Below are 26,594 nucleotides of genomic sequence, written 5' to 3'. Positions count from 1 at the left end.
GATTCCAGCATGGATCATGCGCCCGACGACCTCCGCACGGCGCAATCAATGCCTGCCCCCGCGGGGCTGGTGGACCCCCTCCCACATGGTGTGTCGTCGCAGACGGCCCGCACGGGCGGCACCGCGGACGACGAAGGAAGTGATCTCCATGCGCACTCTGGAAACCCTCTCGGGCGGGGAGTGGGTGAGGGCCGGCGAATGGATCGACGTCCACGACCCGGCCGACGTCCGCACCCCCCTCGCCCGTGTCCCGGCCCTGTCCGCGAAGGACGTCACCCGGGCCTACGACCACGCCGAGCGCGGCTTCGCCGTCTGGAAGCGCACCAGCCCCTTCGAGCGGGCCCGCGTCTTCACCGAGGCGGCCCGCCTGATCCGGGAGCGGGCCGAGGAGATCGCCGCGGACGTCACCGCCGAGAACGGCAAGACCCTGACCGAGGCGACCGGTGAGACCCTGAAGGCCGCCGACTTCCTGGAGTACTACGCGGGCCTCGCCCGCCAGGGCTACGGCACCCTCCTGCACGACGTACGCCCGAACCACCGTACGCACACCCAGCGTGAGCCCATCGGGGTGATCCTGGTGATCAGCCCCTGGAACGACCCGCTGATCACCCCGGCCCGCAAGCTCGCACCGCTGCTCGCCACCGGGAACGCGGCCGTGTTCAAGCCGGCCACGGAGACACCGCTGTCGGGGCTGCACCTCGCCCGCGCCCTGCACGACGCGGGCCTGCCCGCCGGCGTCCTCAACGTGGTCACCGGCCGGACCGCCGAGATCGAGGAGGCCCTCCTCGACGACCCCCGGATCGCCGGCATCACCTTCACCGGCTCCAACGCCGTGGGCAACCGCATCCGCCGCCGCCTCGCCGACCGCAACGTCCGCTTCCAGGGCGAACTCGGCGGCAAGAACGCGTCGGTGGTGCTGCGCGACGCCGACCTGCCGGCCGCCGCGAAGGCCGTCGTGGCCGCCTCCTTCGGCCAGGCCGGGCAGCGCTGCACGGCCACCAGCCGGGTGATCGTCGAGCGGCCGGTGTACGACGAGTTCGTCACGCTGCTGGTCGCGCAGGTGCGGACGCTGACCGTCGGCCCCGGCACCGACCCGGCGACCACCCTGTGCCCGCTGTCCAGCCCGAAGCAGCGCGACAGCGTCCTCGCCGACCTGGGCAGGGCGGTGGAACAGGGCGCGACCGTGCTCACCGGAGGCCGGGCGGACAGCGAACGGCCCCACGGCTGCTACGTGGAACCCGCCGTCCTCGCCGGCATCACCCCGGACATGGCCGTCTGGCGGGAGGAGGTCTTCGGACCCGTCCTCGCCGTCCGCGCGGTGGACGACTTCGCGGCGGCCGTCGAGGCGGTCAACGACTCCGGGTTCGGGCTCGCCGCCGCCGTGTTCACCCGCGACCTCGGCTCGGCGTACCGCTTCGCCGACGAGGCCGAGTGCGGGCAGGTCGCGGTCAACACGACGACCACCGGCTGGGACGTCCACCTGCCGTTCGGCGGCTTCCACGACTCCGGCACCGGCTACAAGGAGCAGGGCGAAGAGGTCCTGAGGTTCTCCACGCGCGTCAAGACGGTGGCCGTCCACTTCGGTGCCCCGGAGCGGGCCCGTGGCTGACGAGACGGTCGGAGTCGTCGGCGCCGGCATCGTGGGCCTGGCCACGGCCCGCGAGATCGCGCTGCGCCGCCCCGGCACCCGGGTCGTGGTGTTCGAGAAGGAGCAGGAGGTCTCCCGGCACCAGACCGGCCACAACTCCGGCGTGGTGCACGCGGGCATCTACTACACGCCCGGCAGCCTGAAGGCCGACCTGTGCGTGCGGGGCGTGTCCCTGCTGCGCGAGTACTGCCGGGACCGGCAGTTGCCGTACGACGAGATCGGCAAGCTGGTCGTGGCGGTACGGAAGGACGAGCTCGGCAGGATGGAGAACCTGTACGAGCGGGCGAAGAACAACCACGTACCGGAGTTGCGGAAGATCTCGCGCGAGGAGATCAGGGAGCTGGAGCCGCACGTCGGCGGCATCGCGGCCCTGCACTCCCCGCGCACCGCGATCACCGACTATCCGGCGATCGCCCGCGCGTTCGCGAAGGACGTCATCGACTCCGGCGGCGAGGTGCGCCTCGGCTTCGCGGTCACCTCGATCAGCACCGTGCCCGGCGGTATCGAGGTCGCCTCCGGCCAGGACCGGGTCCGTGTCGACCGGCTGATCCTCTGCGCCGGCCTCCAGTCCGACTCCGTGGCCAAGCTGGCACAGGACAGGCAGGAGCCCCGGATCATTCCGTTCCGCGGCGAGTACATGCTGCTGAAGCCGGACCGGGCCCATCTCGTGCGCGGGCTCGTCTACCCGGTACCCGACCCCCGCTACCCCTTCCTCGGCGTGCACTTCACCCCCCGCGTCGACGGCTCGGTGGAGGTCGGACCCAACGCCGTCCTCGCCCTCGCCAAGGAGGGGTACACCCGGACCGGAATCTCGCCCCGCGACCTGCTGGCCCTCGCCGCCTACCCCGGCGCATGGCGGATGGCCGCCCAGCACTGGCGTACCGGCATCAGGGAGTACCGCGGGTCCTTCTCCGCGGCCGCCTTCATGAAGGACGCCAAGCTGTACGTCCCGGGGGTCGGGGTCCGTGACGTGGTGCGCGGCGGCGCGGGCGTACGCGCCCAGGCGCTGGACCGCGACGGCACGCTCGTGGACGACTTCCGCATCCACCGGGTCGGCCGGATCACCGCCGTCCGCAACGCCCCCTCGCCGGCCGCCACGGCCTCCATGGCGATCGCCGAACACATCACCGCGGCCGTCTTCGACGACGCCTGAGACACCGGCGACATGCCCCGCGAACAGCGCACTTCCGCGCAACAACAGCTTGCGCGCCGGGATCTCCGCAAGAGCGCACCGGCCGCCTAGCGTTCCTTCCACACCGCTCCACCACCCCCTTCGAGAGAAAGAGTTCGGACATGTTCGTCGTCGACACGCAGATCCACATCTGGAAGGAAGAGACCCCGGACCGCCCGTGGGTGCCCGGCGCCCGGGAGCGGATCCGGCTCAACGGCCACCGCGAGGACCCCTTCTCCTACGAGGAGGCCCTGGAGCTGATGGACGAGGCCGGCGTGAACCGGGCGCTGATCCTGCCGCCGTCCTGGGAGGGCGACCGCATCGACTACGCCCTGGAGGCCTGCGAGGCCCACCCGGACCGGTTCGGCATCATGGCCCGCATCCCGCAGAACAAGCCCGAAGAGGGCAAGGCCATGCTCAAGGACTTCGCGCAGAACCCGCACGTCAAGGGGACCCGGCTCACCTTCCACCGGCCGCAGGACCGCAACTGGATGATCGACGGCACCAACGACTGGTACTGGCCGATCGCCGAGGAACTGCGCATCCCCACCATGGTCCACGCGCCGATCTGGAAGCGCGAGCTCGGCGAGATCGCCGCCAAGCACCCCGAGCTGAAGATCATCATCGACCACATGGGCATCATGGCCCGCTGCGTCGACGACGCCATCGGCTACTGGGTGTCGGAGACCGCCGACCTGCACGTGCACCCCAACATCTACGTCAAGGTGTCGGCGCTGCCGGGCTACTCCACCCAGCCGTTCCCGAACAACAACATCCAGAAGTACGTGCGCGAGATGGTCGACAAGATGGGCCCGCAGCGCTGCTTCTACGGCACCGACATCACCCGCCTGCTCGGCCACGGCATCACCTACACCGACACGATCGAGCAGTTCACCAAGCACTGGGACTTCACGCCCGAGGAGCTTGAATGGATCATGGGCCGCGGTATCTCCGAGGTCCTGAACTGGCCGATCGAGGGCTGAGGAAACACCGGCGATGACCAACAACCCACGAATCGACGGCGGGGACGCCGTCGTCTCCGCCTTCAACGCGGCGGGCGCCGACTACGTCTTCTGCTCCTCGGGGTCCGAATGGGCCCCGGTGTGGGAGGCGCTGGCCCGCCGCCACCGCGACGGCGAGCCCGCCCCGCGGTACCTCGACCTGACCCACGAGACGGTCGCCGTCGGCATGGCCACCGGCTACGGGCTGGTCGAGCGCCGCCCGCAGGGCGTCCTGCTGCACGCGGCGCCGGGCCTGCTCCAGGGCTCGATGGCCGTGCACGGCGCGCTGCTGGCCGGCGTGCCGATGGTGGTCGCCTCGTCCGAGTCGACCACGTACGGCGACGCTCCCGGGCACGACCCGGGCGGTCAGTGGTACCGCAACCTGTCGATCGTGGGCGGCCCGCACGGCATCGCCCAGCCCTTCACCAAGTGGTCGACCGAGGCCGCCGGCGTGCACACGCTGCCCACCATGATCACCCGGGCGGCGGAACTGGCCTGGCGGGCCCCGGCCGGACCGGCGTACCTGAACATCCCCCTGGAGATCCTCCTGGAGGAGTGGGACGGCCGCGAGGCCAAGCCCGTCGTCCCGCCGGGCTCCACGCACAGCTCGCCGGAGGAGGTCGACCCGGTCGCCCAGCTGATCCGCGAGGCCGCCAACCCGGTGATCGTCACCGAGACGGCGGGGCGCGAGGCGGGCGGCTTCGAGGCCCTCGTCGCCTTCGCCGAGGCCTGGAACATCCCGGTCGTGGAGCCGGACTCGGCGGTGTGCGGCAACTTCCCGCGGACCCACCCGCTGCACGCGGGCAGTGACATCGGCCCCTGGATGGACTCGGCCGACCTGATCCTCCTCGTCAACTGCCGCGCCCCGTTCTATCCGCCCTCGCGCCGCCCCGCCAAGGCGAAGATCGTCGTCGTCGACGAGGTCCCGCAGCGCCCGCACGTCGTCTACCAGGTGCTGTTCGCCGACGCCTACCTGGAGGGCAACGTCGCCAACACGCTGCGCCAGCTGGCCAAGCGGGCCAAGGACCTCGACGAGGAGGCGGTCGAGATCCGCAGGGCCGCCCAGCAGGAACGGCACGCCGCCGAGCAGTCCGCGATCGCGGCGGCGGAGACGAAGGCGGCCGAGGCCAAGGGCATCGACCCGGTGCTGGTCGCCGCCACCCTGCGCCGGCTGCTGCACGGGCAGGACGCGATCGTCGTCGACGAGACCATCACGCACAGCCGCGTCGTCAAGCGGCACGTCCAGACCGCCGACCCGGACTCCTACTTCTACGTCCAGGGCGGACTCGGCCAGGGCATCGCGGTCGCCCTCGGCGTCAAACTCGCCGCGAAGGAGCGGCCGGTGGTCCTCACCATCGGCGACGGCGCCTTCACCTACAACCCGGTGATCCCGTCGTACGACGCCTCCAGCGCGTACGAACTGCCGTTGCTGATCGTGGTGTTCAACAACCGTGTCTACAAGTCGATGAACCTCAACCACCGCCGCTTCTACCCCGACGGAGCGGCCGCCGAGACCGGCGAGTGGCTCGGCACCGATCTGCACCGGCTGCCCCGGCTCGCCGACTTCGCCGAGCCGTTCGGCATGCACACCGAGACCGTCGACACGTCGGAGGCACTCGCGCCGGCGCTCGAACGCGCCCTGAAGGCCGTGGCCGAGGGCACGACCGCCGTCGTGGACGTCCTAGTCACCCGCTAGCCAGGAGACACACCGCAACCATGTCCAACACCCCCACCAAGATCCTGGTGCCCGCCGACGACCTGCGTGCCTTCTCCGCCGCCCTCCTCGAAAAGGGCGGCCTGAGCGCCGAACACGCCCGCACCACCGCCGACGTGTTCGTCTGGGCGGCGCAGCGCGGCGTCGACTCGCACGGCACCGCCCGCGTCCCCGCCTACCTGGACCTGCTCGCCAAGGGCGTCGCCAACGCGCGGCCGGAGATGACGATCGAGTCGACGGCCCCGGCCGCCGCCGTCCTCGACGCCGACCGCGCCCCCGGCCCGGTCGCCCTGACGGCCGCCGCCGACGAGGCGGTACGGCGTGCCCGCGAGACGGGCATCGCCTCGGTCGGCGTCCGCCGCACGGTGCACACCGGCGCCATCGGCTACTACGTGTCCCGGATCGCCGAGCAGGGCCTGGTCGGGCTCGGTTTCGTGGCCGGCATGCCCAACATGGGCTACACCGGTGTCAAGGGCGCGGCCGTCGCCACCAGCCCCCTCGCCATCGCCGTGCCGGCCCGCGACCACGCCCCGCTGCTGCTGGACATGGCCACCGCCACCATCGCCCTCGGCAAGATCCGGCAGGCCAAGGCGAGCGGCACGCCGTTGCCGGAGGGCGCGGCCGCCACGGAGGACGGCACCCCGACGACCGACCCGGAACTGGCGGTCATGCCCCTGCCGTTGGGCGGCGCGAAGGGTTCCGGCATGTCCCTCGCCTTCGAACTCCTCACCAGCGTTCTCGTCGGCGCGCCGATCTTCGCGTCGTTCCACGCGGGCGACCGCAAGCACCGGCAGAACGCCCTGCTCATCGCCGTGGACCCGGCCGCTTTCGGTGACCCGGAGGCTTTCACCGCGAACGTGGACGACACCCTGAGCACGCTGAAGGGTCTGCCGGTCGCGGCAGGCGCGGACGGGGTGTTCTACCCCGGTGAGCGCAGCGCGGCGGTGGCGGAGGGGCGGGGGACGAAGGGCATCCCCGTGGCCGCGAAGGTGTGGCGTGAACTCGCCGAGCATGCCTACCGGTTGGGGGTCACTGCGCCGCGGTGCGAAGGGTAGACGCTCCACTGGAAGGGCTGCGATCGGCCGACTGCGGCGCCGTCGTGGCCGGTCGCGCAGTTCCTCCCCCAGCCTTCGGCCGGGGGTACCCCCAGCGCCCCGATGGGGCGCTGCCGAACCGCAGCGGACTTCGACGGATGCACCCGGCCCTGTGAGCAACGGTCCGTCGGCGCCCCGCCCGGGGCGCGGGGCTGCAGTGAATGTGCGGCTACCGCCGCGTGGGCGCGACCAGCCACCGGCAACGGTCAGCCGCCCACCGGCAGCACACCCCGATCTCTCAGGCGCCCGGCCCCCCGACTGACCGCACATGACGCGCGATGAGCGCATACACCTCCCGCGCCTTCACATCGTCCGTGCCGTCGTACCCGTGGTCCACGCCCGCCACCTCGTGGTGTTCGACCAGTGCCCCCACGGCCCCCAGCCGTGAGGCATACCGCTCGCCCTCCGCCCTGAGCAGGTCGTGCTCGGCGGTGATCACCAGCGCCGGCGCGATGCCGGTCAGGTCGGCCGTGTCGGACGGGTGCGCGGGGGACACCAGCGGGTCGGCGCGCCGCTTCGGGTCGGGGACGTACGCCGTGTCGAACACCTCGGCCATCCAGGGCCGCAGTACCGGTCTGGCGACGGCGGACCGCTTGTCGGTGGCGCTCGTCGCCAGGTCCAGCGGGGGATAGTGCAGGACCTGGAGGGCGATCGAGGGGCCGCCCTCGGCCAGCGCCTGCCGGGCCGCCGCCGCCGCGAGGCCGCCGCCTGCGCTCTGCCCGCCGACGGTGAGCCGGGCGCTGTCCCAGCCCTGTTCGGCCGCGTGTCCGGCGATCCAGCGGACCACCTCGTAGGCCTGGCGCGGCGGGGCCGGGAAGGGGTGCTGCGGGGCGACGACGTAGTCGACGTTGACGACGGCCACCCCGGCCTGCGCGGCCAGGAACCGGCAGAGCGGGTCGTCGAGTTCGGTGAGCGACATGACGTAACCGCCGCCGTGGAAGTTCACGTGCACCGGGGGAGCGGGATCCGTGGTCGTCGGCAGGTACACCGTGGCGCGGGCCGGGGCGACGGCGGTGGGGATGGTCAACGTCCGTACCGTGCGGGGGAATTCGGGGAACCGGGCGTGCGCGGCGGCGTCGGAGCCCGGGCCGCTGGGGCGCCTGCTCGCGAGCAGGGTCAGCCGCTGCATGGTCTTCGCGGCGAGCGCGGCGACCCAGGGACGGGCCAGGAGGGACATGGGGCTCCGATCGGAAGGGGCCTGGGCCACGGGGCGGCACCCGGCGGGCGACGGAACGACCATCAGGAAACCTGACGATCGTCGGGTGACGATAACCCTCGTTCGGATCGTGGTGTCAAGCCCTGCGGCGATCGGCGCGGGTCCCGGAACGGCCCGTCGTGGTCGCGGGGCCGGTGCCCGCAGGGGCTGTGCGCGGGCGGCTGTGCCGGCCGGTCCGTTCCTTCGGCGCGGTCACGCACGCGGCGAACCGGACGCCTCGCCGGTCTCGTCGATCGTCCGGTCGTGCACCGTTCACCATCCTTCAACCTGCGTTCGAGGCCGCAGCCCACCCGGATTGCTACTACGGCATGCAGGAACGGGGGGGGGCGGGCGCTGCCGAGCTGCACGAAACTGTCTACTACGAGTTGTACGAGTTTACCTACTACATGTTGTAGAGTTTCGCCGCTCCACTCCACCTGCGGAGTCTCTGCGGAGGAACCCACCCATGCCCCACCTCGGAAGTACGGTGCATCTGCGTGCCCTGGCGGCCGCCGCCCTGCGTCCCCGGCCCGCCCGCGCTCCCCGGCCCGTGCCGTCGGCCGAGCGCGTCGTGATCGTCTCCGCGAGCATCGGCGCGGGTCACGACGGCGCCGCGCGCGAACTGGAACGCCGGCTGACGGCGGCCGGTGTCGCGGTCGACCGGTACGACCTGCTCGACCTGCTGCCCGCCCGGCTCGGCCGGGCCGTCCGCGACGGCTACCACCGGATGCTCGTCCGGGCGCCCTGGGCCTACCAGCGCGTCTACACCAGCACCGAACGCGCCGCAGGCGGCGGCCCGTTGGCCCGGGCCCTGCTGCGCACCGCCGAGAACCGCATGCGCGCCGCCCTGCCCGCCGACACCGGCGCCGTCGTCTCCACCTACCCCGGCGCCAGCCGCGTCCTGGGCATGCTGCGGCTGACCGGCCGCCTCGACGTGCCGGTGTTCACCTATCTCACCGACTTCTCGGTGCACCCGCTGTGGGTGGCCGAGGGTGTCGACGTCCACCTCGCCGCCCACGCCGTACCCGCCGCGCAGGCCCGCGCCCTGGGTGCCCGGGACGTCCGGGTGAGCGGCCCGGTGGCGGACCCGCGCTTCCGCCCCGCCGACCCCGAGCGGCGCCGGGCGGCCCGGGTCCGCTTCGGGCTCCCCGCGGACGACCCGCTGGCCTTGCTGGTCGCGGGTTCCTGGGGGGTCGGCCCGGTCCGGCAGGTGGCCCTGGAACTGCGCGACTGCGGCGCGGCCGTACCGGTCGTCGTCTGCGGCCGCAACGAGGTCCTCGTGGCGCAGTTGCGCGCCGACGGCATCGAGCACGCCTACGGCTGGGTCGACGACATGCCGGGCCTGATGCACGCGGCCGACGTGCTGGTGCAGAACGCGGGCGGTCTGACCTCGCTGGAGGCCTTCGCCGCCGGCCTGCCCGTCGCGAGCTACCGCTGCATACCGGGGCACGGCCTCACCAACGCCGCGGCGCTCGACGAGGCCGGGGTCGCCGCCTGGATCCGCGACCCGGGCGAACTCAAGGACGTCCTGTACGAGTTGATCGACGGCCCGCGCGGCCTGCTGCAACGCGAGGCGGGCCGCGCCCTGTTCGCCGCCGCCGGGGCGGGCCCGGCGGACGAGATTGCCCGCGCCTGCCGTACCGGCGGCCCGCTGCCCGCCCCGCCCGGCCCCGGCCTGCCGTCGACGCCCGCGGCGGGCCCGGTCGTCCGCGCTCCGCGCGTCGTGCCCGCCCGGCGTGGGCCGCGCCCGGCGCTCCGGCGTCTCGCCGCCAGCGCGGCCGTGGCCTGTGCCCTCTGGGCCGGCGCGGTCGGCACCGCGGTCGCCACGACCGGCAGCGCACCGGGCGTCATCCACGCCATCGACCACACCCTCGACCTCGACGGCGACACCCACCCCGGCGGCCCGCACCAGGAGGACCACCACTCGTGACCGCCCCCGTACGGCTCCTGCGCACGGCCGCCCTCGCCACCCTCCCGGCGCTCGCCCTGCACGCGGCCCCCGTGATCTCCACCTTCGGACCACTGCGCAACCGCGCCATGCCCCGCCTGGCCGGCCGGGGCCGGGCGGACCACGTCGCCCTCACCTTCGACGACGGCCCGGACCCGCTGTCGACCCCGTTCTTCCTGCGTGCCCTGGACGAGCGGCGGGTCCGGGCCACCTTCTTCCTGCTCGGCTGCCAGGCCCGCCGCTCACCCGGCCTGGTCCGGGAGATCGCCGCGGCCGGACACGAGGTGGGGATCCACGGCTGGCTGCACCGACCGCTCCTGCTGCGCGGCCCCCGGGCCACCCACGACGACTTCGCGCGGGCCCGGGACACCGTCGGCGAGCTCACCGGACAGGCGCCGCGGCTGTTCCGGCCGCCGTACGGAGTGATGTCCACGGCGGCCCACCTGGCCGCCCGCAGGCTCGGTCTCACCCCCGTGTTGTGGACCTGCTGGGGCGAGGACTGGACCGCCCGCGCCACCCCGGACTCCGTCCATCGCACGGTCGTCCGGGACCTGGACGGCGGCGGCACGATCCTGCTGCACGACTCCGACTGCACCTCGGCGCCGGGCGCCTGGCGCTCGGCCCTGGGCGCGCTGCCCCGCCTCCTGGACAGCTGCGACCGGCGGGGACTCACCGTCGGGCCGTTGCGAGAGCACGGAATCTGACCCCCGGGGTGTACGCGCCCGGCAGTACTGGGGGTAAACCCACGCAGTAACTTACTTGAGTTACGCAACGATATGGTAAACTGGCCGGTATGCCCACAGAACCGCTGCCAGACGTCCCCGCCGCCACCCCGGAGGTCGTGGAGATCGAGCGCGCCCTGACGCGCATCACCTACCTGAGCACCCGGGCCCGCCAGCACGAGCGGCTGATGGCCCTGGCCGGGGTGCCGCTGGACCGCGCCGCGGTGGCCCTGCTGCGCCAGGTCGCCGACTCCGAACCGCTGCGCCCGGGGGAGCTGGCGCAACGGCTCGGGGTCGAGGCGTCCCACGTGACGCGGACGGTGCAGCAGCTCCAGCGGTCGGGCCACGTCACCCGCGTCCCCGACCCCGACGACCGCCGCGCCCAGCGGATCGAGCTCACCGACGCCGGCCGGGCCGCCGTCGACCGGGTCCGGGACGCCGGGGCACGGGGCATGCAGCTGGCCCTCGGCGACTGGGAGCCGGAGGAACTGCGGCAACTGGCCGTGCTCTTCCACCGCATGGTCGACGACTTCCTGGCCTACGCGGTCGAGGACGAGCCCGGCCAGGAGAGCGCCGAGACGGCGCCGCCGGCGTCCCGGGCCGTGTGAGGCGGCGGCAGGCGCGGACGAGCGGACGGCCCACCCGGCGCGGAGTGGGCCGGTACCGCCCGGTAATATCCGGCTGCAGGTCGTCAGAGGAGGCTTCGTGGCCCGGTCCGAACGTTCACCCCTGCTGCTCGCGGGACTGCTCGCCAGCGCCGGGGTCGCCCACTTCGCGGTGCCGAAGCAGTTCGACGCGACGATCCCGAAGGCGCTGCCGGGGTCCCCGCGCGCCTGGACGTACGGCAGCGGGGCCGTGGAGCTGGCGCTGGCGGCGGGGATCGCCCTGCCGCGGACCCGCAAGGCGGCGGCCCGGGCGGCCGCCGCCTTCTTCGTGGGTGTGTTCCCGGCCAACGTGCAGATGGCCGTCGACTGGCAGAAGCGGCCCGAGCCGCACAGGACCGCGGCCCTCGTTCGCCTGCCGCTCCAGATCCCCCTGGTGCTGTGGGCGCGCGGGGTCGCACGCAACGAGGAGGGCCGATAGATGGCGGCACCTGTCGAGGTGGGAAGCAAGGCCGAGGACTTCGCGCTGCCGGACGAGACCGGTACGACGCGGACCCTCACGGAACTGCTGGCCGACGGGCCGGTCGTGCTCTTCTTCTATCCCGCCGCCCTGTCGGCCGGCTGCACCGCCGAGGCCTGCCACTTCCGGGACCTCGCCGCCGAGTTCGCGGCCGCCGGCGCCCGGCCCGTCGGGATCAGCGGGGACAGCGTGGAGCGCCAGCAGGAGTTCTCCGGGAAGCACACGCTCGGCATGCCGCTGCTCTCCGACGTGGACGGCACCGTCCGGGAGCTGTTCGGCGTGAAGCGGGGCTTCTCACTCGCCCCGACCAAGCGGGCCACCTTCGTGATCGCCCAGGACCGTACCGTCCTGGAGGTCGTCCGCAGCGAGCTGCGCATGAACGCCCACGCCGACCGGGCGCTGGCCGCCCTGCGTGCCCACCAGGCCTGAGCGGACGGCCCGGGACCGCGCTTGATGCCCCGGGGCACAGGTCTCATCCTGGGGCGTATGGAGCGTGTCGCTGCCACGGCGATCATCGATGCCCTCGGCCGGGTGACGGGGTGGAGCGAGGGCGCGCGGGCGCTCACCGGTCACCGGGCGGAGGAGGTCGTGGGCAGGCCCGCCACCGCCCTCCTCGCCGAGCAGGTGCCCGCCGAGGCGCTGGCCGCCCGCTCCGGGACCGTCGCCCTGCGCCGCGCCGACGGACGCCGCACGGAGCTCGCCCTGACCGCCTGCCCCGTCCTCGGCTCCGACGGCGCGACCACCGGCTACGTGCTCACCGCCGACCCGCCCTTTCCGGCCGCCCCCACCCTCGCCGACCAGGCCTTCCAGCAGGCCTCGATGTCCATGTCGGTCTTCGACGTACGCCAGCGCCACCTCCGCTCCAACGACGTCGCCTGCCACGTCATGGGCGTCCCCGAGGCGGCCCTGCTCGGCCGCTTCTTCCTGGACACCGTCGAGGAGGCCCCGCACGGCGAGGGCTTCGTGCGCCATCTGCGGCAGGTCGTCGAGACCGGCCGGCCCGTCCGCTACGAGAGCTTCACCGGCGCCCCCTCCCTGAACCGGGAACACGCCTGGAGCATCGAGATGTGGCCGCTGCGCGACCCCGCCGGCGAGCTCATCGCCGTCGCCCTCGCCGCCTTCGACAGCACCGAGCAGTACCTGGCCCGGCTCCGGCTCGCACTCCTCAACGAGGCGGCCACCTCCATCGGCACCACCCTGGACGTGGTGCGCACCGCCGAGGAACTCGTCGAACTCCTCGTCCCCCGGTACGCCGACTTCGCCAGCGTCGACCTCCTCGACTGGGTCCTCGGCGCCGAGGAACCGCCCACCGTGCCGGAGGGCGACATCTCGCTGCGCCGCGTCGCCCACGGCTCCGTGACCGAGGGCACCCCCGAGGCCGCCGTACGGCTGGGCGACGCCGAGGTGCACCCGGCGGCCTCACCGCCGGCGCGGGCGCTGCGGGAGCGGCGGGCCGTGGTCAGCCAGGCGGGCGAGTCCGAGTTCCGCCGCTGGGTCGACGAGCGCAACGCCCGCGCGCCCGAGGGCCGCCCCTACCGCGCGGGCGTCCACTCCATGATCGCCGTACCCCTGCAGGCCCGGGGCGTCCTGCTCGGAGCCGTCGTGGGCGTGCGCATGCGCCACCCCGACGCCTACGTCGTCGACGACACCCTCTTCGCCGAGGAACTGGCCAGCCGCGCCGCCGTCTGCATCGACAACGCCCGCCGCTTCGCGCGTGAGCGCGCCACCGCCCTCGCCCTCCAGCACAGCCTGTTGCCCCGCGGCCTGCCCCAGGCCGCCGTCGAGGTCGCCCACCGCTACCTGCCCTGCGGATCGCTGGCCGGCATCGGCGGCGACTGGTTCGACGTGATCCCGCTCTCCGGCAGTCGCGTCGGCCTGGTCGTCGGTGACGTCGTCGGCCACGGCATCCGCTCCTCCGCCACGATGGGCCGCCTGCGCACCGCCGTACGCACCCTCGCGGACGTGGACCTGCCCCCCGACGAACTCCTCACCCACCTGGACGACCTGGTCACCCACCTGGCCGCGGACGGGTCCGGCGAGGAGGTCGCCGAACTCGGCGCCACCTGCCTGTACGCCGTCTACGACCCCGTCTCGCGGCGGCTCAGCCTCGCCGCCGCCGGGCACCTGGCGCCCGCGGTCGTCCTGCCGGGCGGCCAGGCCGAGCTGATCCCGATGACCGCGGGCCCGCCGCTCGGCGTCGGCGGTCTGCCCTTCGAGGCGACGGAGCTCGAACTGCCCGAGGGAGCCGTCGTCGCCCTCTACACGGACGGTCTGCTCGAGGACCGCGACCGGGACGTGGACCGCGCCACCGAGGAGATGTGCCGCGCCCTGAGCGCACCCGCCGACTCCCTGGAGGACCTCACCGACAACGTCCTCAAGGCCGTCATGCCGGAAGAGCCGTCCGACGACGTCGCCCTGCTGCTGGCCCGGACCCGCGCCCTTGGCGCCGACCGGGTCGCCACCTGGGACGTGCCGCCCGACCCCGCCGCGGTGGCGCACTTCCGGCAGGCGGCCACCGAGCAGCTCACCCACTGGGGCCTGGACGAGGCCGCGTTCGTCACCGAACTCGTCGTCAGCGAACTCGTCACCAACGCCATCCGCTACGGCGAACCGCCCATCCAGCTGCGGCTGATCCGCGACCGCGCGCTCATCTGCGAGGTCTCCGACGGCAGTTCGACCTCACCGCACCTGCGCCGGGCGCACGCCTTCGACGAGGGCGGCCGCGGCCTGCTCCTGGTCGCCCAGCTCACCCAGCGCTGGGGAAGCCGGCAGACGGGCAGCGGCAAGACGATCTGGGCCGAACAGCCGCTGCCCTGAGGCCCGTTGCGGCTCCCCCCGGCAGCGACACGATGCTCGGCGCTACTCGAAGTCGCAGCCCGGGTTCGGCACCGACTCCGAGTACGGCGAACCGTGCGGCAGAATGTACAGCACGTCCAGGACCAGGTCGGTGTCGCCGAGGTTGGCGCCCAGGTGCACGTCGTCCGGCCCGCCCGACTCGTACACCGCGCCGCCCCGCCGGTAGACGCCGTCCTCCTTGCAGTCGGAGTGGAAGTGGCTCAGCGTGCCCTTCTGGACGTACCCGTAGACCGGGCCGTCGTGGTAGTGCCAGCCGGTGGTCTGGCCGGGCGGGACGGTGATCTCCCGCAGCACGTAGTCGGTGTCGCCGACGGTGGTCTGGCTGATCACCCTGCCGGTCACGCCGGGTCCGGCGGGGGTGGCATGGGCGGTGCCGCAGGTCAGCAGAGTGCCGGCGGCGACCGCCCCGGCCATGGCGGTACGGAGCGCGGTACGCATGTGTGGGGGCCTCCTGGACCGAAGGTGGAGTACCTTCGTGAACATAGGCCCCCGCCCGGCCGGCCGGGGCAGGAACGGCTCAATCCGCGTACGCGCAGGAGGGGTTGCCGCTCACGCGGCCGGACAGCGCCCGTCACGCCTCGCCGGCGTCCGCCGCGACCTGGGCGAGGGTGCGCCCGGAGCGCACCGAACGGGCCCGCCGGGGGTCGGGCGTGCCGTGGCCGTCCGAGCGACCGGCCCCCTTCTTCACCAGCAGCCAGGCGTCCTCGCCGTCCCGGCCCCGGAACCGGGTCAGGACGTACTCGCCGTGCAGCTTGGAGCCGTGCAGCCGGAAGGTGGCGTGCCCGCGCTCCAGCGACTCCCCGAAGCCGACCGGGCGCCCCCTGCGGTCGTGACCGAGCGGCTCGTACCAGCCGTGGTCCCAGACGATCACGGTGCCACCGCCGTACTCGCCCTTCGGGATCACGCCCTCGAAGTCCTCGTACTCCAGCGGATGGTCCTCGGTGGGCACGGCCAGCCGCTTGTCACCGGGGTCGGCGGACGGGCCCTTCGGGACCGACCAGGACCTCAGGACGTCGCCGACCTGCAGCCGGAAGTCGAAGTGCATCCGGCGCGCGTCATGGATCTGCACCACGAACCGGAGCCGGTCACCGGCCCCCGTCGCCTCTCCCGACGGCTCCCTGGTCCGCTCGAAGTCACGCTTGTCACGGTACGTACGCAACCGGTCGTCGTCGCCACCCACCACGGCTCCTTCCCTCGGACGCGCGTCCCGAGTACCCAGGCGGGCGGCTCAGAACTCCTCGTGGCTGTCCGGGTCGCCGCCGAGCCGCCGGCGGGACCGCTCGGAGACCGCCGCCATCTGGGCGGCGTCCAGTTCGAAACCGAACAGGTCCAGGTTGGCCCGCTGCCGCCCGGGGTCCGCCGACTTCGGGATGGGCAGGGCACCGAGCTGGACGTGCCAGCGCAGCACCGCCTGGGCGGGCGTCACCCCGTGCGCCTCCGCGACGGCGACGACCGCCGGGTCGTCGAGGAGCCGGACGTCCCGGCCGAGCGGGCTCCAGCTCTCGGTGACGATGCCCTTCTCCGCGTGGAAGGCCCGCAGCCCGTCCTGCGGGAACAGCGGGTGCAGCTCCACCTGGTTCACCGAGGGCAGCACCCCGGTCTCCTTCTCCAGCCGGGTGAGGTGCTCCTCGGTGAAGTTGGAGGCGCCGATCGAGCGCACGAGCCCCTCCTTGCGCAGCTTGATCATCGCCCGCCACGAGTCGACGTACTTGCCGACCCGCGGGTTGGGCCAGTGGATCAGATACAGGTCCACGTACTCCAGGCCCAGCCGCTGCCGGGACTCCTCGAAGGAGGCGAGGGTCTCCTCGTAGCCGTGGTGGCGGCCCGGCAGCTTCGTCGTCACCACCACCTCCTCACGGGGCACGCCGCTGCTCGCGACACCCCGGCCGACCCCGGACTCGTTGCGGTAGTTCACCGCCGTGTCCACAAGCCGGTAACCCAGCTCCAGGCCGTGGCGAACGGCCTGCTCGGCCTGCGTGTCGTCCATCGGCCAGGTGCCGAGGCCGACGGCGGGGATCGTCGTACCGTCGTTGAGCGTGTACGCCGGAATGCTTGTCACGATGGGACCTTCCGCCGACTGTGTCCTTCGCCCACCCTCACCGATGGGGTGCGCGGTGATCAAGCGGACCGGGCACGGCTACTCGTCCGTGACGGCCGCGACCAGTCGGAACACGGCCGCGAGGTCCGGCACGTCGGCCAGCCGGGCCACGACCTCGCCGTTCGCGAACGCGCGCTGCGCGGCCGTCAGTTCGGCATCGACGGCGGCCTCGGCCTGGACCCGGATGTAGTTCAGCGCGGTCGCGAAGAGCATGGAGAACGACTCCGGGCCCCGGACGGTGGCGGGGCCACCCGCCTGCCGGTAGGCGTGGACCAGGCGCCGGGCGGCCACCGGGTCCCCGTGGTTGCCGCCCGACCAGACGAACAGGGCCTGTGCCAGCTCCCGTTCCGCGGACGTGGGTCCGGCGTTGTCCCAGTCGAGCAGGACCGGGCCGGCCGGGCCGACCAGGACGTTCTGGGGTTGCAGATCCAGATGGGAGATCACCCGGTCGGCCGCGTCGGACGGGCTCACCCAGCGGGCCAGCTCCACCGCCGAGGTACTGATGAACCGGCCGAGCGCGTCCTCCCAGGGCAGACCGGCCTCGGTCACCTTCCCGTGCAGGTCCTTCCAGTCGCAGTCCCGGGGACACCGCTCGTACCACTCGTTCGGTGCCTCCGTCGCGCCCGCGCCCGCTCGGTGGAGCAGGCCCATGGTCCGGCCGAACCAGTCCAGGAGCGCCGGGTCGGCGACGTCCGCCCGGGTGCCCTCGATCCAGTCGTACAGCTTCACACGGGTCACCCCCTCGGCGGTCGGGACCCGCGTGAGACGGGCGCCGTGGCGGTTGGCGAACAGGCGGGGCGCGGAGATGCCCAGGCGCTCGCCGGCGAGCCGTAAGGCGGCCTCCCGTGCCGCGTCCTCCTCGTCGCAGTCGAACAGGAGTTGCTTCGCCGCCCAGGCGGGGCCGTCCGGGCCGGTGAGCCTCCAGATCTGCCCGAGCGCGCCACGGGCCACGGGAGTCAACGTCCAGGGCCCCGGGCCGAGTTCATAGGCCTCGGCGATGAAGTCGGCGCTGTCGTGCATGGGCGGCTCCTTCGGTATGGGTGTACTTCGATCATGGCGTTGCCGACTGCTTCCGCAACGCCTTTTGTCCCGCGCGGCGCCGTCACGCGCACGACTCGGGCGTCGGCGGGCTCCACGGTTGCGAGGCGCCGGGGGCGGAGTAGCCTGGACATGATCGTTGCCACCTGGCTCTGGAGGTAGGCGATGTTGATCCGATTCCTGCGGCGCCGTATGCCGCACGGGCTTGTCCTTCTCGGGAACGGCCGTCTGATCCGGGGGTTCAGCGGCGGCGACTACGACGGTCACGGATACCAGTCCTGACGCACCCGCACCCGCACCTGTGACACGGGAGGAGGCGCGGTGGAACAGGACACCGATGCCCTCGTGGCCATGACGCGCATCCTTTCACCGCACTGCCGTGTCACCAGGCTGTCCGGCGGGGCCCTGATCGCCGACTGGAGACGGACGCGCTTTCTCGGCATGACGACGGCCGACGTGCAGACGTTCGCCGACGGCAACGCCGAGAAACGCGCCGAACTCGTCACCGGCCTCGTCCGCGCCGGATGCGCGCCGGCGCGCCGGAAGGCCTATACCGACGGCGAGATCGGGATCTGGCTGCGCGGCGTGTACCTGCTGATCCGCACGCTGGGCTTCGGACGGGTCCTTCGGCTGCTGCCCTTGGCCGCGCCCGGATACGCCCGTTCGGACGTCCCTCCCGCACAGGACGTGGCCAGGCTGAAACGAGCGGTCCAGTCGCACAGCCGTGGCAGCTGGTTCGTCGACGACGACTGCAAGGCCGAGGCCGTGACGGCGTTCGTCCTGCTGCGACGGCGCGGCTTCGAGGCCACACTGCAGGTCGGCGTCCGTGAGCACCCGTTCGCCCTGCACGCCTGGACAGCCGCGGCCGGACTGTGCATCCCGGATGCCGATCCGCGGGGGCATGCCTTCACGCCGGTCCTCTCGATCGGCTGCGGAAGCCAGTGAGATGGAAGCGCTCCGACTCGACTGGCACGGGGATGCGGCGACCCTCCGGACCGCCGACGCCATGGTGCGACAGGGACTGGTGACGACGGTCACCGCACCGGCCGGCACCGCGGCGGTCGTCGGCTGGGTCGGCTCGGTCCAGGACCGCCTGGCAGGTGCTCGCGCGCTCCTCGACGCCTTCGACCGTCCCGGAGCCGAACCGCCGCTGCCGACCGGTGACTTCGCGGCTGTCCTCGTGTACCGGGACCGCGTGTTGCTGATGCGGGACGCGCAGGCCCGCATCCCGCTGTTCTTCAGAGAGACCGGGGGCCGCGTGAACGCCGTGAGCACCGCGGCGCGCGGCCTGGGCCGCACCACGGACTTGGAACCCCGTTACTTCTGCCGCCACCTGACCGGGAACATGGCCCAACCGCATACGCGGCTGACCCCGTTCGCCGGGGTGCACCGTGTCCTCGGCGGCGAGGTGGTCGAGCTCTCGGCCACCGGGCGGCTGCGCGGCCGTCGGGCCGGCTGTCCGGCGGCACCGCCCCCCGTGCTCCGTCCCGGTGGGGCCGGGCAGGATCTGCGCCGAGCCCTGGAGCAGGCTGTCGGGCGCCGCCTCGGCAGGACGACCGCATGCCACGTCTCCGGCGGCACCGACTCCACCAGCGTCGCCTTGCTCGCGGCGCGCCTGCTCGCCGAGGGCCAGGACCCCGACGCCGACCTGGTCCTGCTCGCCGGGCGCTTCGACGGGGGAGAACTGGCCGGGGAGCGGCCGTATCTCACGGAAGCCGTGGACGCGGTCCGCCGGCTTGCACCAGCGGCCCGTCCGGTGATCGTCGAGGCCGACGACGTGGCCGACTTCGACGACTTCGAGCACCACGCGGGCGACTCGGACGAACCCCACGCGCACGCCTTCCGCGCCCCGTTCTGGAAACGGCTGCACGGCACAGCGGCGGAACTGGGCTGTGACATCCTGCTGACCGGTTGCGGAGCCGATCCGGTCGTCGACACCAACCTGCTGCACCTGCACCGGCTTGCCCGCTCCGGCAGACTCCGGGAGCTGACCCGGCAGGCACGAGCCCTGGCCGCGGTCAATGAACGGGGTGTCCGTGAGATCGTCGGCACCCACGTGGTGCGGCCGGCCCTTCCGCTCGCGGCCGAACGGTGCGCGAGGCTCGTTCATCGCGGAACCGTACTCGGGGGACTCGGCCCCTTCACCCGCCCGCCCTGGCTGCGACCCGGATTCGCGCGGGCTCACGGCTACCGGGCGGCCAGCATCGCCGAGAGCCGCTTCGTGTTCGGGAGCCGGCCGGAGCAATCGCTCTACGACGCGGCCAACTACCTCGCCGCGCCGGACCCGTTGTCCTGGCGCCACGCACAGCAGAACGGGTTCTTCCTCTCACACCCCTTCCTCGACCCTGAGGTGATCGCGACGATGCGGCGCCTCCCCGCCGAAGCCACGACCCGAGCGGGCCGTTCGAAGGCGGTTCTCCGCGAGGCCATGGCGGACCTGCTCCCGCCCCGGATACACGGCCGAACGGCCAAGATCCCCTTCAACGACCTCTACGTCCGCGGCCTGCGGGCCCACGGCGACGAACTCGTCGACCTCTGCCGCTCCGCACGGCATCCCCTCGTCGGGGAGATGTTCGACGTCGACACGCTGTGCCGGGCCGTGCGGGAGGCGCAGTGGGGGATGGGCGACTCGTACGCCTGGGACCGCGTGAACTGCTCGCTCGCGCTCGTGATGTGGCTGGAGAGGCTGGGGGAAGGGCGCTCTGCGGAACCTGGGACGGATGTGCCGGTCACCGTTTGCTCTTGATGCCCCACAGGGTGAGTTCCACCGGTCCTGTTTCGGCGATGCGGATGCCATACCGGTTATGTGTCACGGGCTCGGGCTCGTCCTTGCCATTTCTTGAACTGATGGATTCCGTGATGTTGACGCCGTGCATGCCGAAATTCCAGTAGACGGTGATGTGACGGGTGTCCCTCGTTCTCGCGTCGATCGCGTTGTTCTCGTGGAGCGGGCTTTCATAGATGAGGGAATCAGTACTCTTCTTGACCCATCCGGGTACATGGCCGCCGCCCCAACTTGTGAAGCCCGCTGCGGGATTGAGGTGGTCGAGGGCCACCCGGTCCTTGCGCGTGAGGTGTGCGCTGGCGTAGAAAGCCATCTGGTCGTACTTCGTGTCCATGGGCAGCTGTACGACGACTTTGGCGTTGACGGTGTCGTTCGCGTCGATAGAGCCTCCGTAGGGCATCCACGGCTGGGCGTCCACGAGGTCGCCGGGCTGGTAGATCTCTGTGCGCGACAGCGGATTCGTCTCCTCGAATTTCCTCCACTGTTCGGCAGTGGCTCGCCATTGTTCGCGAAGCCGGTCCTGCCGGGCCAGCGGCACCTCTTGCCCCATGGCGTGGAATTCGGTGCCGAGCACGTCGAAACCCAGGTCGCTGTGGTTTTCGAGGGTGATGTCGACCGGCACGGAAAATGCCTTTCGATCGGGACTCAGTACCGGAGCCCCCGTGGTCAGCCTGATGACCGGCCTGATCTCGTGCTGGGACGGCAGGTAGAGACTCTGGTAGCCGAAATTTCCTGCCGCGATGGCCGTGGTGACGATCAACGCCGTGGCCACCCGCTTCGGAGCGGGAATCACGGCCAATGTCCGCCACACGGCGAAGACGGCCCACGCCGAACCCGACGCGAGGGCGCCGAAGAACGCCTTCCAGAGGACCGAATCGGCGTTGCACAGCAGTTCGAGGAAGAGCGTCACATTGGCCACGACGGCGGCGAACGCGCCGACCAGGGCCACCATGCCGGAGTTGGCGAAGGTCCGGAACAGCCAGTGGTCCACGAGCGCCGCGGCGCCCAGGAACGAGGCGAAGGCGACCGCGATGAGCACCGCGCCGGTGAGGCGACCGGGAAAGGTGAAGGCACTGGTCAGGTCCCCGACACCGAAATAGCCCAGCGCAGCGGCCGTCAGCAGGAGGACCAGCAGGACCGGCACGAGGCACACGCGTGAGCGTCCGTTGTGGGCCAGAGCCCGCTGCGCCCGCTCACGCGAGGAGTCCCGCGCGTTCTTGCGAAGGTTCACGCGGCCACCTGCCGACCTGTGGCAACGGGTTTCACGGATGCCTCCTTCGCGGACCACAGCAGACCGAGACGCCTGCCACCAGGAAGTTCGTGATCATCGTCCGTGACGATCCGCCCGCTCGCCATCCGCGTGCCTCCGGATGCAGGAGTACCCGGTGCATCACCGCGTCCCGCGCCGGGGTACTTCTCCAGTGGCCGGTACCGACGACCATCGGAGCACGCATGACGACGGAGAACAGCACGCGAATCCAGGCGGTCGGGGTGAACCCCGTCGCCGGGCACATCGGCGCCGAGATCACCGGGGTCGACCTCGCCCAGGACCTCGACGACGCCGTGGTCGCGGCGATCCGGGAGGCCGTGCTGCGCTGGAAGGTCGTCTTCTTCCGGGACCAGCGGCTCGACCACGCCGGGCACGTCGCCTTCGCCCGCCGCTTCGGCGAACCGGTCGTGCTCGGGCGGCGCGGCAGCGCCTCACCGGCCGGCCACCCCGAGGTGGAGACCACCGCCGACCGGCTGGAGCTGGGCGGACGCTTCGGGATGGAGCACGAGGAGTGGCTCCAGCGGCGCCGGCACACCCTGCTGCGCGGCTGGCACTGCGACCACGGGGCACGTATCGACCCGCCCGCCGCGACCATCCTGCGCGCCGAGACCGTCCCGCCCTACGGCGGCGACACCACCTGGGCCAACCTGGCCGCCGCCTACGCCGGGCTCTCCGCGCCCGTGCGCGCCTTCGTCGACGGCCTGCGCGCCGAGCATCGCCTCGGCGTCGGCTACCAGCCCCGCCCCGGCGACGACTCCTACCTGCGCCACCTCCTTGACCACCAGGTGGCCTCGGTGCATCCGCTGGTGCGCGTCCATCCGGAGACCGGCGAGCGGGTGCTGTACGTCAACGGCTACTACGTCGAGCAGATCGCCGACGTCTCCCGCCCGGAGAGCGCCGCACTCCTGGAGATGCTGCTCGAACAGGCCGTACGGCCCGAGTACACGGTCCGCTTCCGCTGGGAGCCCGGCAGCGTCGCCTTCTGGGACAACAGGGCCACCATCCACCTCGCGCCGAGCGACAACTCTCACCTTGGCTTCCCCCGCGTCATGCACCGGGTGATGCTGCACGGCGAGGTGCCGGTCGGCGTGGACGGCAAGCCGTCGGAGCCGGTGACCGGCACGGAGGTGCGCCGCTGGTGACTCAGGCGGTGGCCGTCGGGCGCCAGCCGAGCGCCGGGCCCAGGTGGGTCGCCATGTCGGTGAGGATCTGGACGTAGTCCTCGTGCTCGAAGGTGAACGGCAGGGCGAAGGCCACCTCGTCGACCTCGCGGAAGGCGGCGTGCGCGTGCAACCGCTCGACGATCTCCGCCGAGGTGCCGACGACGTCCGGCGCGAAGAGCAGCCGCCCAGGACCCTGCGGGGCCGTGGTGCGCGGCAGTCGCTTGGCCGCGTACGCCTCGTACTTGGCGCGCTGCTCCGGCGTGGCGGAGTCGGTGGGGATGACGACCAGGCCCTGGGAGACCCGGGCGGCCTCGCCGTCCGGGTGATGGGCGCGGAACTCGCGGATGTGCGAGAGCTGGATCTCGGCGAAGTCGTACGCGTCCGCCGGGTCCCCGGCCCGTACGACGCTGCTGGTCAGGAAGTTCATGCCGTGCTCGCCCGCCCAGCGTGCCGAGCCGAGGCTGCCGCCGCCGTACCAGAGCCGCCGTCCGAGGCCGGGGGAGTGCGGCTGGACGACGTCGGAGAACACCTCGAAGCCCTCCACCCCGCTGAAGTCGGTGGCCGGCTTGCCCCGGACGAAGTCCAGGAGTCGCCGCACCCGCTCGTAGCTGAAGTCCTCGACGTCGGCGGTGTCCGGGTAGAGGGCCTCCTTGACCTGCTCGTAGTGCATGGGCGGGCCCACGCTCACACCGGGGTTGAGGCGGCCGCCGGACAGGAGGTCGACGGTCGCCAGGTCCTCGGCCAGCCGCAGCGGGTTCTCCCAGCCCAGCGGGATCACCGCGGTGCCGAGCTCGATCCGCCTGGTGCGCTGCGAGGCCGCCGCGAGCACCGCGACCGGCGACGATATGCCGTACTGGAGGTGCCGGTGGCGCACCCACGCGCTGTCGAAGCCCAGCCGCTCGCCCAGCTCGATGATCTCCAGCGTGGACTCGTGCCCCCGCCCCGGATCCGCGCCGTCGAACAGGCCGATGGTGAGGAAGCCCAGTCTGCGCAGGGGGCGGGGGGTGGACGGCACGGGTCCTCCAGCGGTCGTACGTCAGTTCTGCCCCGATTGTGGCACCCGAACATTGCGGGAGTGTGATCAGCGCAGCGGGATGGTGATCTCGTCCTCGACCGGCGGGTCCAGCTCCTGCGGGCGGTTCCCGGTGGCGGCGAAGCAGCGCAGCCGCACCGCCTCGGGGCCGACGTCGAGGCGCAGGAAGCACTTGAAGAAGGGCGGGGTGTAGGTGGCCGAGCCGGGGGAGAACAGCTGGGTGTAGATCTTCTTCACGGGCAGCCGGAAGCGCGGGCCGCGGTCCGGGCGGCTGCCGGCGCCCAGCAGGGTCGCGACCAGGCGCGTGCGCCGGGTGACCCGGGTGTCCGGGGCGGGCGTGCGGCCGGGTCTGATGCCGAGGCGCTCGGCGATCACGGCCGTCGCCTCCGCCTCGGTGAGGGTGAACAGGCGGCGGAGCCGCAGCCGCCGGCCGTACAGCCGGCTGTAGAAGGCGAGGGAGTCGCCGCGCAGCGGGTAGCAGCGGAAGTCGTCCTCGGTGACGTTCGCGATCGACACCGGGGGGATGGTGTGGGTGGCGTGCATGAAGGCGCCGCCGCCGCCGGCGACCACGTACTGGATGGTGCGGCCGTCCACGTCCACGGGGTAGCGCTGGTAGTTGTGGATGTCACCGCCGATCGCCGCCACATAGTGGTGGGCCGGGTCGCGGACGATGTCGTCGACCGTGCCGCCGCCCTCGATGGCGCAGGGGTGGTGCTCGCCGTCCACGTACAGCGGGGAACCGGTGACGAGGATCTTCGGACGCGGTCCCCGGGACACCTCCCGCAGCCAGGCGCCCTGTTCGGCGTCGATGGTGCCGAGCAGGCCGGTGTCGATGCCGACGATCCGGACCGGCCCGGCGTCGATGGCCCAGTACGGCCCCGGCTGCACGGCCGCCTGCTCCGGCCTCGGCCGCAACTTCCGGGCTCCCGTGAGGAGTTGCTCGTCCGCCGGACGCGGGCGGTGCCACAGCAGGGCGCGCCACCAGGCGCGGGTGAGCGGGCGCGGCCTCGGTTCGGCCGGGAGCGCCGGGGCGTCGTCGCAGAAGACGCGCATGAACGCGCCGAGGTCCTCGTACCAGTCGTGGTTGCCGGGTATCGCGTAGATCGGCGCCGGATAGTCCCGGTAGGGACGGAAGAACTTGGTGCCGTAGTCGTCGGTGGTGCCGACCGGATAGATCACGTCGCTCGCGATCACCGCGAAGTCGGTGTCCTGACTCGCCTTCAGGAACCCCGGCACGACGGCGTACTGGGAGTCGTCGCCCTCGCCGGTGTCGCCGATCACCATGAACGAGAAGCGGTCCGCCTCATGACGCCGGATCACCTTGTCGACGGGCGCCCCGGCAGCCGTCTGCTGCGCCACCCAACGACTGCGGGTACGGCCCGTCGGGTCGCCGAACCAGGACGCCAGTACCCCGTTGCGGGCGGCCCACATGGTCCTCGGGTTGAACCAGAACAGCTTCTCGACATGGTCCGGCATCAGTTGGCGGTAGCTGCCGCGCTCGGCCTCGCCCCAGCCGGCGCCTTCTGCGGTCTTGCGTGAGGAGTCAGACACCCGGGAACGGTACAACGATCAACGGGTGGCTTCGGGACGGGGGTTCGGGCGGGACCCGGTCACCATTCACAGGGGTTCGAGGGGGTGCCGTTCGGGCGCCCCGGGGTGCCGTACCGGTCCTTGCCGGACGGAGCGGTGTGCGTCGCCGTGCCGTGCCGGCCCGCGCCGGCCCGTGCCGGGCGCGGTGAGCGGCCACCGTGGTTCAGGGGCGGGGGCGCGCCGTGCCGGCCCGTTGGGCGTGCGCGTGCCGCTCCCGCCGGTGCTTTCGGCGGATCGTTCTCGGGAGCCGCCTGCCGGTTCCAGTCCCCTTCGCCGAGAACGAGCAGCGGGTCGAACATCACCACCACCCCGGCCAGCAGCAGGAACACGATCGGGCCGAGCAGCATGGGCAGCAGCAGCGAGGTCGGTGACGCGCTCGACCAGGAGGTGGCGGATGCCGGGTGCACGTCGACGCTCACCGCCGCCATGGCGGTGTAGTGCATGCCGGACACCGCGAGGCCCATCACCAGGCTGGCGCCGAGACTCGCGGTGAAGCCCCGCACCGACACGGCCGCCCACAGCGCGGCCGTCGCCGCCGCGATCGCGATCAGCACGGAGAGGCCGACCGTCACCCGGTCGTAGTGAATCGTTCCGTCAAGGCGGAGTGCGGCCATGCCCAGGTAGTGCATGGCGGCCACGCCGAGACCGGTGATGACGCCTGCCGTCCAGAGGGTCCCCGAGGTCGCGCCCCGGTAGCCGACCGCGAAGACGCCGATACCGACGACCAGGATCGCCACCGCCAGACTGAGCAGGGTCAGGCCCACGTCGTAGCGGATCGTGGTCTCCCGGACATGGAAGCCGATCATCGCGATGAAGTGCATCGTCCAGATGCCGCAGCCGATCGAGGCCGCCCCGAGGGCGAGCCAGCCGGGCCGCCACGACTCCCCGTGGTGGTACAGCGACCTGACGATGCAGCGAAGCCCCAGCGCCCCGCCCAGACAGGCCATCAGGTAGGCCGCGACCGGAGTCACCGCGCCGTAGTGGAAACCGTCCGTCGTCCCGTGCATGTGCAACTCCCCCCAGAGCCACGGCTGTTGTGCGGGAAGGTACTACGCGCCGGGGCGTACGGAGGGGCGTTCACCGGGACTTCGGCCGCCTCTCGGGAACCAGGGATCGACACAGCTGCCGCAAGGGCGGTCTCCAGGC

The 26,594-nt window shown here is 72.4% G+C and carries 23 protein-coding genes; 14 read left to right on the top strand and 9 right to left on the bottom strand.

The window, feature by feature from the left end; genetic code table 11:
* Positions 1-148: 148 nt before the first annotated feature.
* The 5 genes from ACFY6U_RS35605 (at position 149) to ACFY6U_RS35585 (ending at position 6,589) form a co-directional block, all read left to right on the top strand.
* Positions 149-1,609, top strand: a complete 1,461-nt coding sequence (locus tag ACFY6U_RS35605; RefSeq protein ID WP_390044905.1) for an aldehyde dehydrogenase family protein — start codon at positions 149-151, stop codon at positions 1,607-1,609.
* Positions 1,602-2,801 carry an L-2-hydroxyglutarate oxidase gene (gene lhgO, locus ACFY6U_RS35600; RefSeq protein ID WP_390044903.1) on the top strand — a complete coding sequence of 400 codons (1,200 nt, stop codon included), beginning with the start codon at positions 1,602-1,604 and terminating at the stop codon, positions 2,799-2,801. The genes ACFY6U_RS35605 and lhgO overlap by 8 nt, the downstream gene beginning before the upstream one ends.
* Before the next feature lie 140 nt (positions 2,802-2,941).
* Positions 2,942-3,802, top strand: a complete 861-nt coding sequence (locus ACFY6U_RS35595; protein ID WP_351502495.1) for an amidohydrolase family protein — start codon at positions 2,942-2,944, stop codon at positions 3,800-3,802.
* A 13-nt stretch (positions 3,803-3,815) separates the two neighbouring features.
* Positions 3,816-5,516, top strand: coding sequence for a thiamine pyrophosphate-dependent enzyme (locus ACFY6U_RS35590; protein ID WP_390044901.1), 1,701 nt, complete (start codon positions 3,816-3,818; stop codon positions 5,514-5,516).
* Between the two features lie 20 nt (positions 5,517-5,536).
* Positions 5,537-6,589, top strand: a complete 1,053-nt coding sequence (locus ACFY6U_RS35585; protein ID WP_390044899.1) for an Ldh family oxidoreductase — start codon at positions 5,537-5,539, stop codon at positions 6,587-6,589.
* Between the two features lie 277 nt (positions 6,590-6,866).
* Here the strand turns inward: ACFY6U_RS35585 and ACFY6U_RS35580 are convergent, their stop codons facing one another.
* A complete protein-coding gene (locus ACFY6U_RS35580) occupies positions 6,867-7,805 on the bottom strand; it encodes an alpha/beta hydrolase fold domain-containing protein (RefSeq protein ID WP_390044897.1) in 939 nt (312 codons plus the stop codon).
* Between the two features lie 484 nt (positions 7,806-8,289).
* On the opposite strand from ACFY6U_RS35580, the gene ACFY6U_RS35575 reads away from it, so the two are divergent.
* From ACFY6U_RS35575 to ACFY6U_RS35550, 6 genes are all read left to right on the top strand, one after another.
* On the top strand, positions 8,290-9,753 hold the full coding sequence (locus ACFY6U_RS35575; protein ID WP_390044895.1) for a UDP-N-acetylglucosamine--N-acetylglucosamine transferase: 1,464 nt from the start codon (positions 8,290-8,292) through the stop codon (positions 9,751-9,753).
* The gene (locus tag ACFY6U_RS35570) at positions 9,750-10,475 is read left to right on the top strand and encodes a polysaccharide deacetylase family protein (protein WP_390044893.1); all 726 of its coding nucleotides are present in this window, start codon (positions 9,750-9,752) and stop codon (positions 10,473-10,475) included. The genes ACFY6U_RS35575 and ACFY6U_RS35570 overlap by 4 nt, the downstream gene beginning before the upstream one ends.
* An 89-nt stretch (positions 10,476-10,564) precedes the next feature.
* Positions 10,565-11,101: a MarR family winged helix-turn-helix transcriptional regulator gene (locus ACFY6U_RS35565; protein WP_390044891.1), complete on the top strand. Its 537-nt coding sequence runs from the start codon at positions 10,565-10,567 to the stop codon at positions 11,099-11,101.
* A 97-nt stretch (positions 11,102-11,198) separates the two neighbouring features.
* Positions 11,199-11,576: a DoxX family protein gene (locus tag ACFY6U_RS35560; protein ID WP_390044889.1), complete on the top strand. Its 378-nt coding sequence runs from the start codon at positions 11,199-11,201 to the stop codon at positions 11,574-11,576.
* Entirely contained in the window at positions 11,577-12,044 is a 468-nt protein-coding gene (locus ACFY6U_RS35555; protein WP_390044887.1) for a peroxiredoxin, read from the top strand.
* 57 nt (positions 12,045-12,101) lie between these two features.
* On the top strand, positions 12,102-14,432 hold the full coding sequence (locus ACFY6U_RS35550) for a SpoIIE family protein phosphatase (RefSeq protein ID WP_390044885.1): 2,331 nt from the start codon (positions 12,102-12,104) through the stop codon (positions 14,430-14,432).
* Positions 14,433-14,474: 42 nt separating this feature from the next.
* On the opposite strand, the gene ACFY6U_RS35545 is transcribed toward ACFY6U_RS35550, so the two are convergent.
* The 4 genes from ACFY6U_RS35545 to ACFY6U_RS35530 all read right to left on the bottom strand — a co-directional run bounded on the left by ACFY6U_RS35545 (position 14,475) and on the right by ACFY6U_RS35530 (position 17,589).
* Positions 14,475-14,909 (bottom strand): cupin domain-containing protein, encoded by a 435-nt coding sequence (locus tag ACFY6U_RS35545; RefSeq protein ID WP_390044883.1) that lies wholly within the window; start codon positions 14,907-14,909, stop codon positions 14,475-14,477.
* Between the two features lie 133 nt (positions 14,910-15,042).
* Complete coding sequence (locus ACFY6U_RS35540) at positions 15,043-15,651, bottom strand: DNA polymerase ligase N-terminal domain-containing protein (RefSeq protein ID WP_390044881.1); 609 nt, start codon at positions 15,649-15,651, stop codon at positions 15,043-15,045.
* 48 nt (positions 15,652-15,699) lie between these two features.
* Positions 15,700-16,530 (bottom strand): aldo/keto reductase, encoded by an 831-nt coding sequence (locus tag ACFY6U_RS35535; protein ID WP_390044879.1) that lies wholly within the window; start codon positions 16,528-16,530, stop codon positions 15,700-15,702.
* 78 nt (positions 16,531-16,608) lie between these two features.
* Complete coding sequence (locus tag ACFY6U_RS35530) at positions 16,609-17,589, bottom strand: aminoglycoside phosphotransferase family protein (RefSeq protein ID WP_390044877.1); 981 nt, start codon at positions 17,587-17,589, stop codon at positions 16,609-16,611.
* Between the two features lie 339 nt (positions 17,590-17,928).
* On the opposite strand from ACFY6U_RS35530, the gene ACFY6U_RS35525 reads away from it, so the two are divergent.
* Together ACFY6U_RS35525 and ACFY6U_RS35520 are read left to right on the top strand one after the other, a co-directional pair.
* Positions 17,929-18,552, top strand: coding sequence for a lasso peptide biosynthesis B2 protein (locus ACFY6U_RS35525; protein WP_390044875.1), 624 nt, complete (start codon positions 17,929-17,931; stop codon positions 18,550-18,552).
* Position 18,553: 1 nt separating this feature from the next.
* Complete coding sequence (locus ACFY6U_RS35520; protein WP_390044873.1) at positions 18,554-20,353, top strand: asparagine synthase-related protein; 1,800 nt, start codon at positions 18,554-18,556, stop codon at positions 20,351-20,353.
* On the opposite strand, the gene ACFY6U_RS35515 is transcribed toward ACFY6U_RS35520, so the two are convergent.
* Positions 20,337-21,623 carry a hypothetical protein gene (locus tag ACFY6U_RS35515; RefSeq protein ID WP_390044871.1) on the bottom strand — a complete coding sequence of 429 codons (1,287 nt, stop codon included), beginning with the start codon at positions 21,621-21,623 and terminating at the stop codon, positions 20,337-20,339. The genes ACFY6U_RS35520 and ACFY6U_RS35515 overlap by 17 nt on opposite strands.
* Before the next feature lie 221 nt (positions 21,624-21,844).
* Between ACFY6U_RS35515 and ACFY6U_RS35510 the strand changes: the two genes are divergently transcribed.
* The gene (locus ACFY6U_RS35510) at positions 21,845-22,804 is read left to right on the top strand and encodes a TauD/TfdA dioxygenase family protein (RefSeq protein ID WP_390044869.1); all 960 of its coding nucleotides are present in this window, start codon (positions 21,845-21,847) and stop codon (positions 22,802-22,804) included.
* 1 nt (position 22,805) lies between these two features.
* On the opposite strand, the gene ACFY6U_RS35505 is transcribed toward ACFY6U_RS35510, so the two are convergent.
* From ACFY6U_RS35505 to ACFY6U_RS35495, 3 genes are all read right to left on the bottom strand, one after another.
* The gene (locus ACFY6U_RS35505) at positions 22,806-23,840 is read right to left on the bottom strand and encodes an LLM class flavin-dependent oxidoreductase (protein ID WP_390044867.1); all 1,035 of its coding nucleotides are present in this window, start codon (positions 23,838-23,840) and stop codon (positions 22,806-22,808) included.
* 66 nt (positions 23,841-23,906) lie between these two features.
* Positions 23,907-25,409, bottom strand: coding sequence for a metallophosphoesterase family protein (locus ACFY6U_RS35500; protein ID WP_390044865.1), 1,503 nt, complete (start codon positions 25,407-25,409; stop codon positions 23,907-23,909).
* A gap of 59 nt (positions 25,410-25,468) precedes the next feature.
* Entirely contained in the window at positions 25,469-26,455 is a 987-nt protein-coding gene (locus tag ACFY6U_RS35495) for an MHYT domain-containing protein (RefSeq protein ID WP_390044863.1), read from the bottom strand.
* Positions 26,456-26,594 lie beyond the last annotated feature (139 nt).

Origin of the sequence: Streptomyces sp. NPDC013157 (genome assembly GCF_042899865.1) — a bacterium.
In the GTDB taxonomy this organism is placed as follows: Bacteria; Actinomycetota; Actinomycetes; order Streptomycetales; family Streptomycetaceae; genus Streptomyces.
This window is presented reverse-complemented; position numbering and strand designations above follow the sequence as displayed.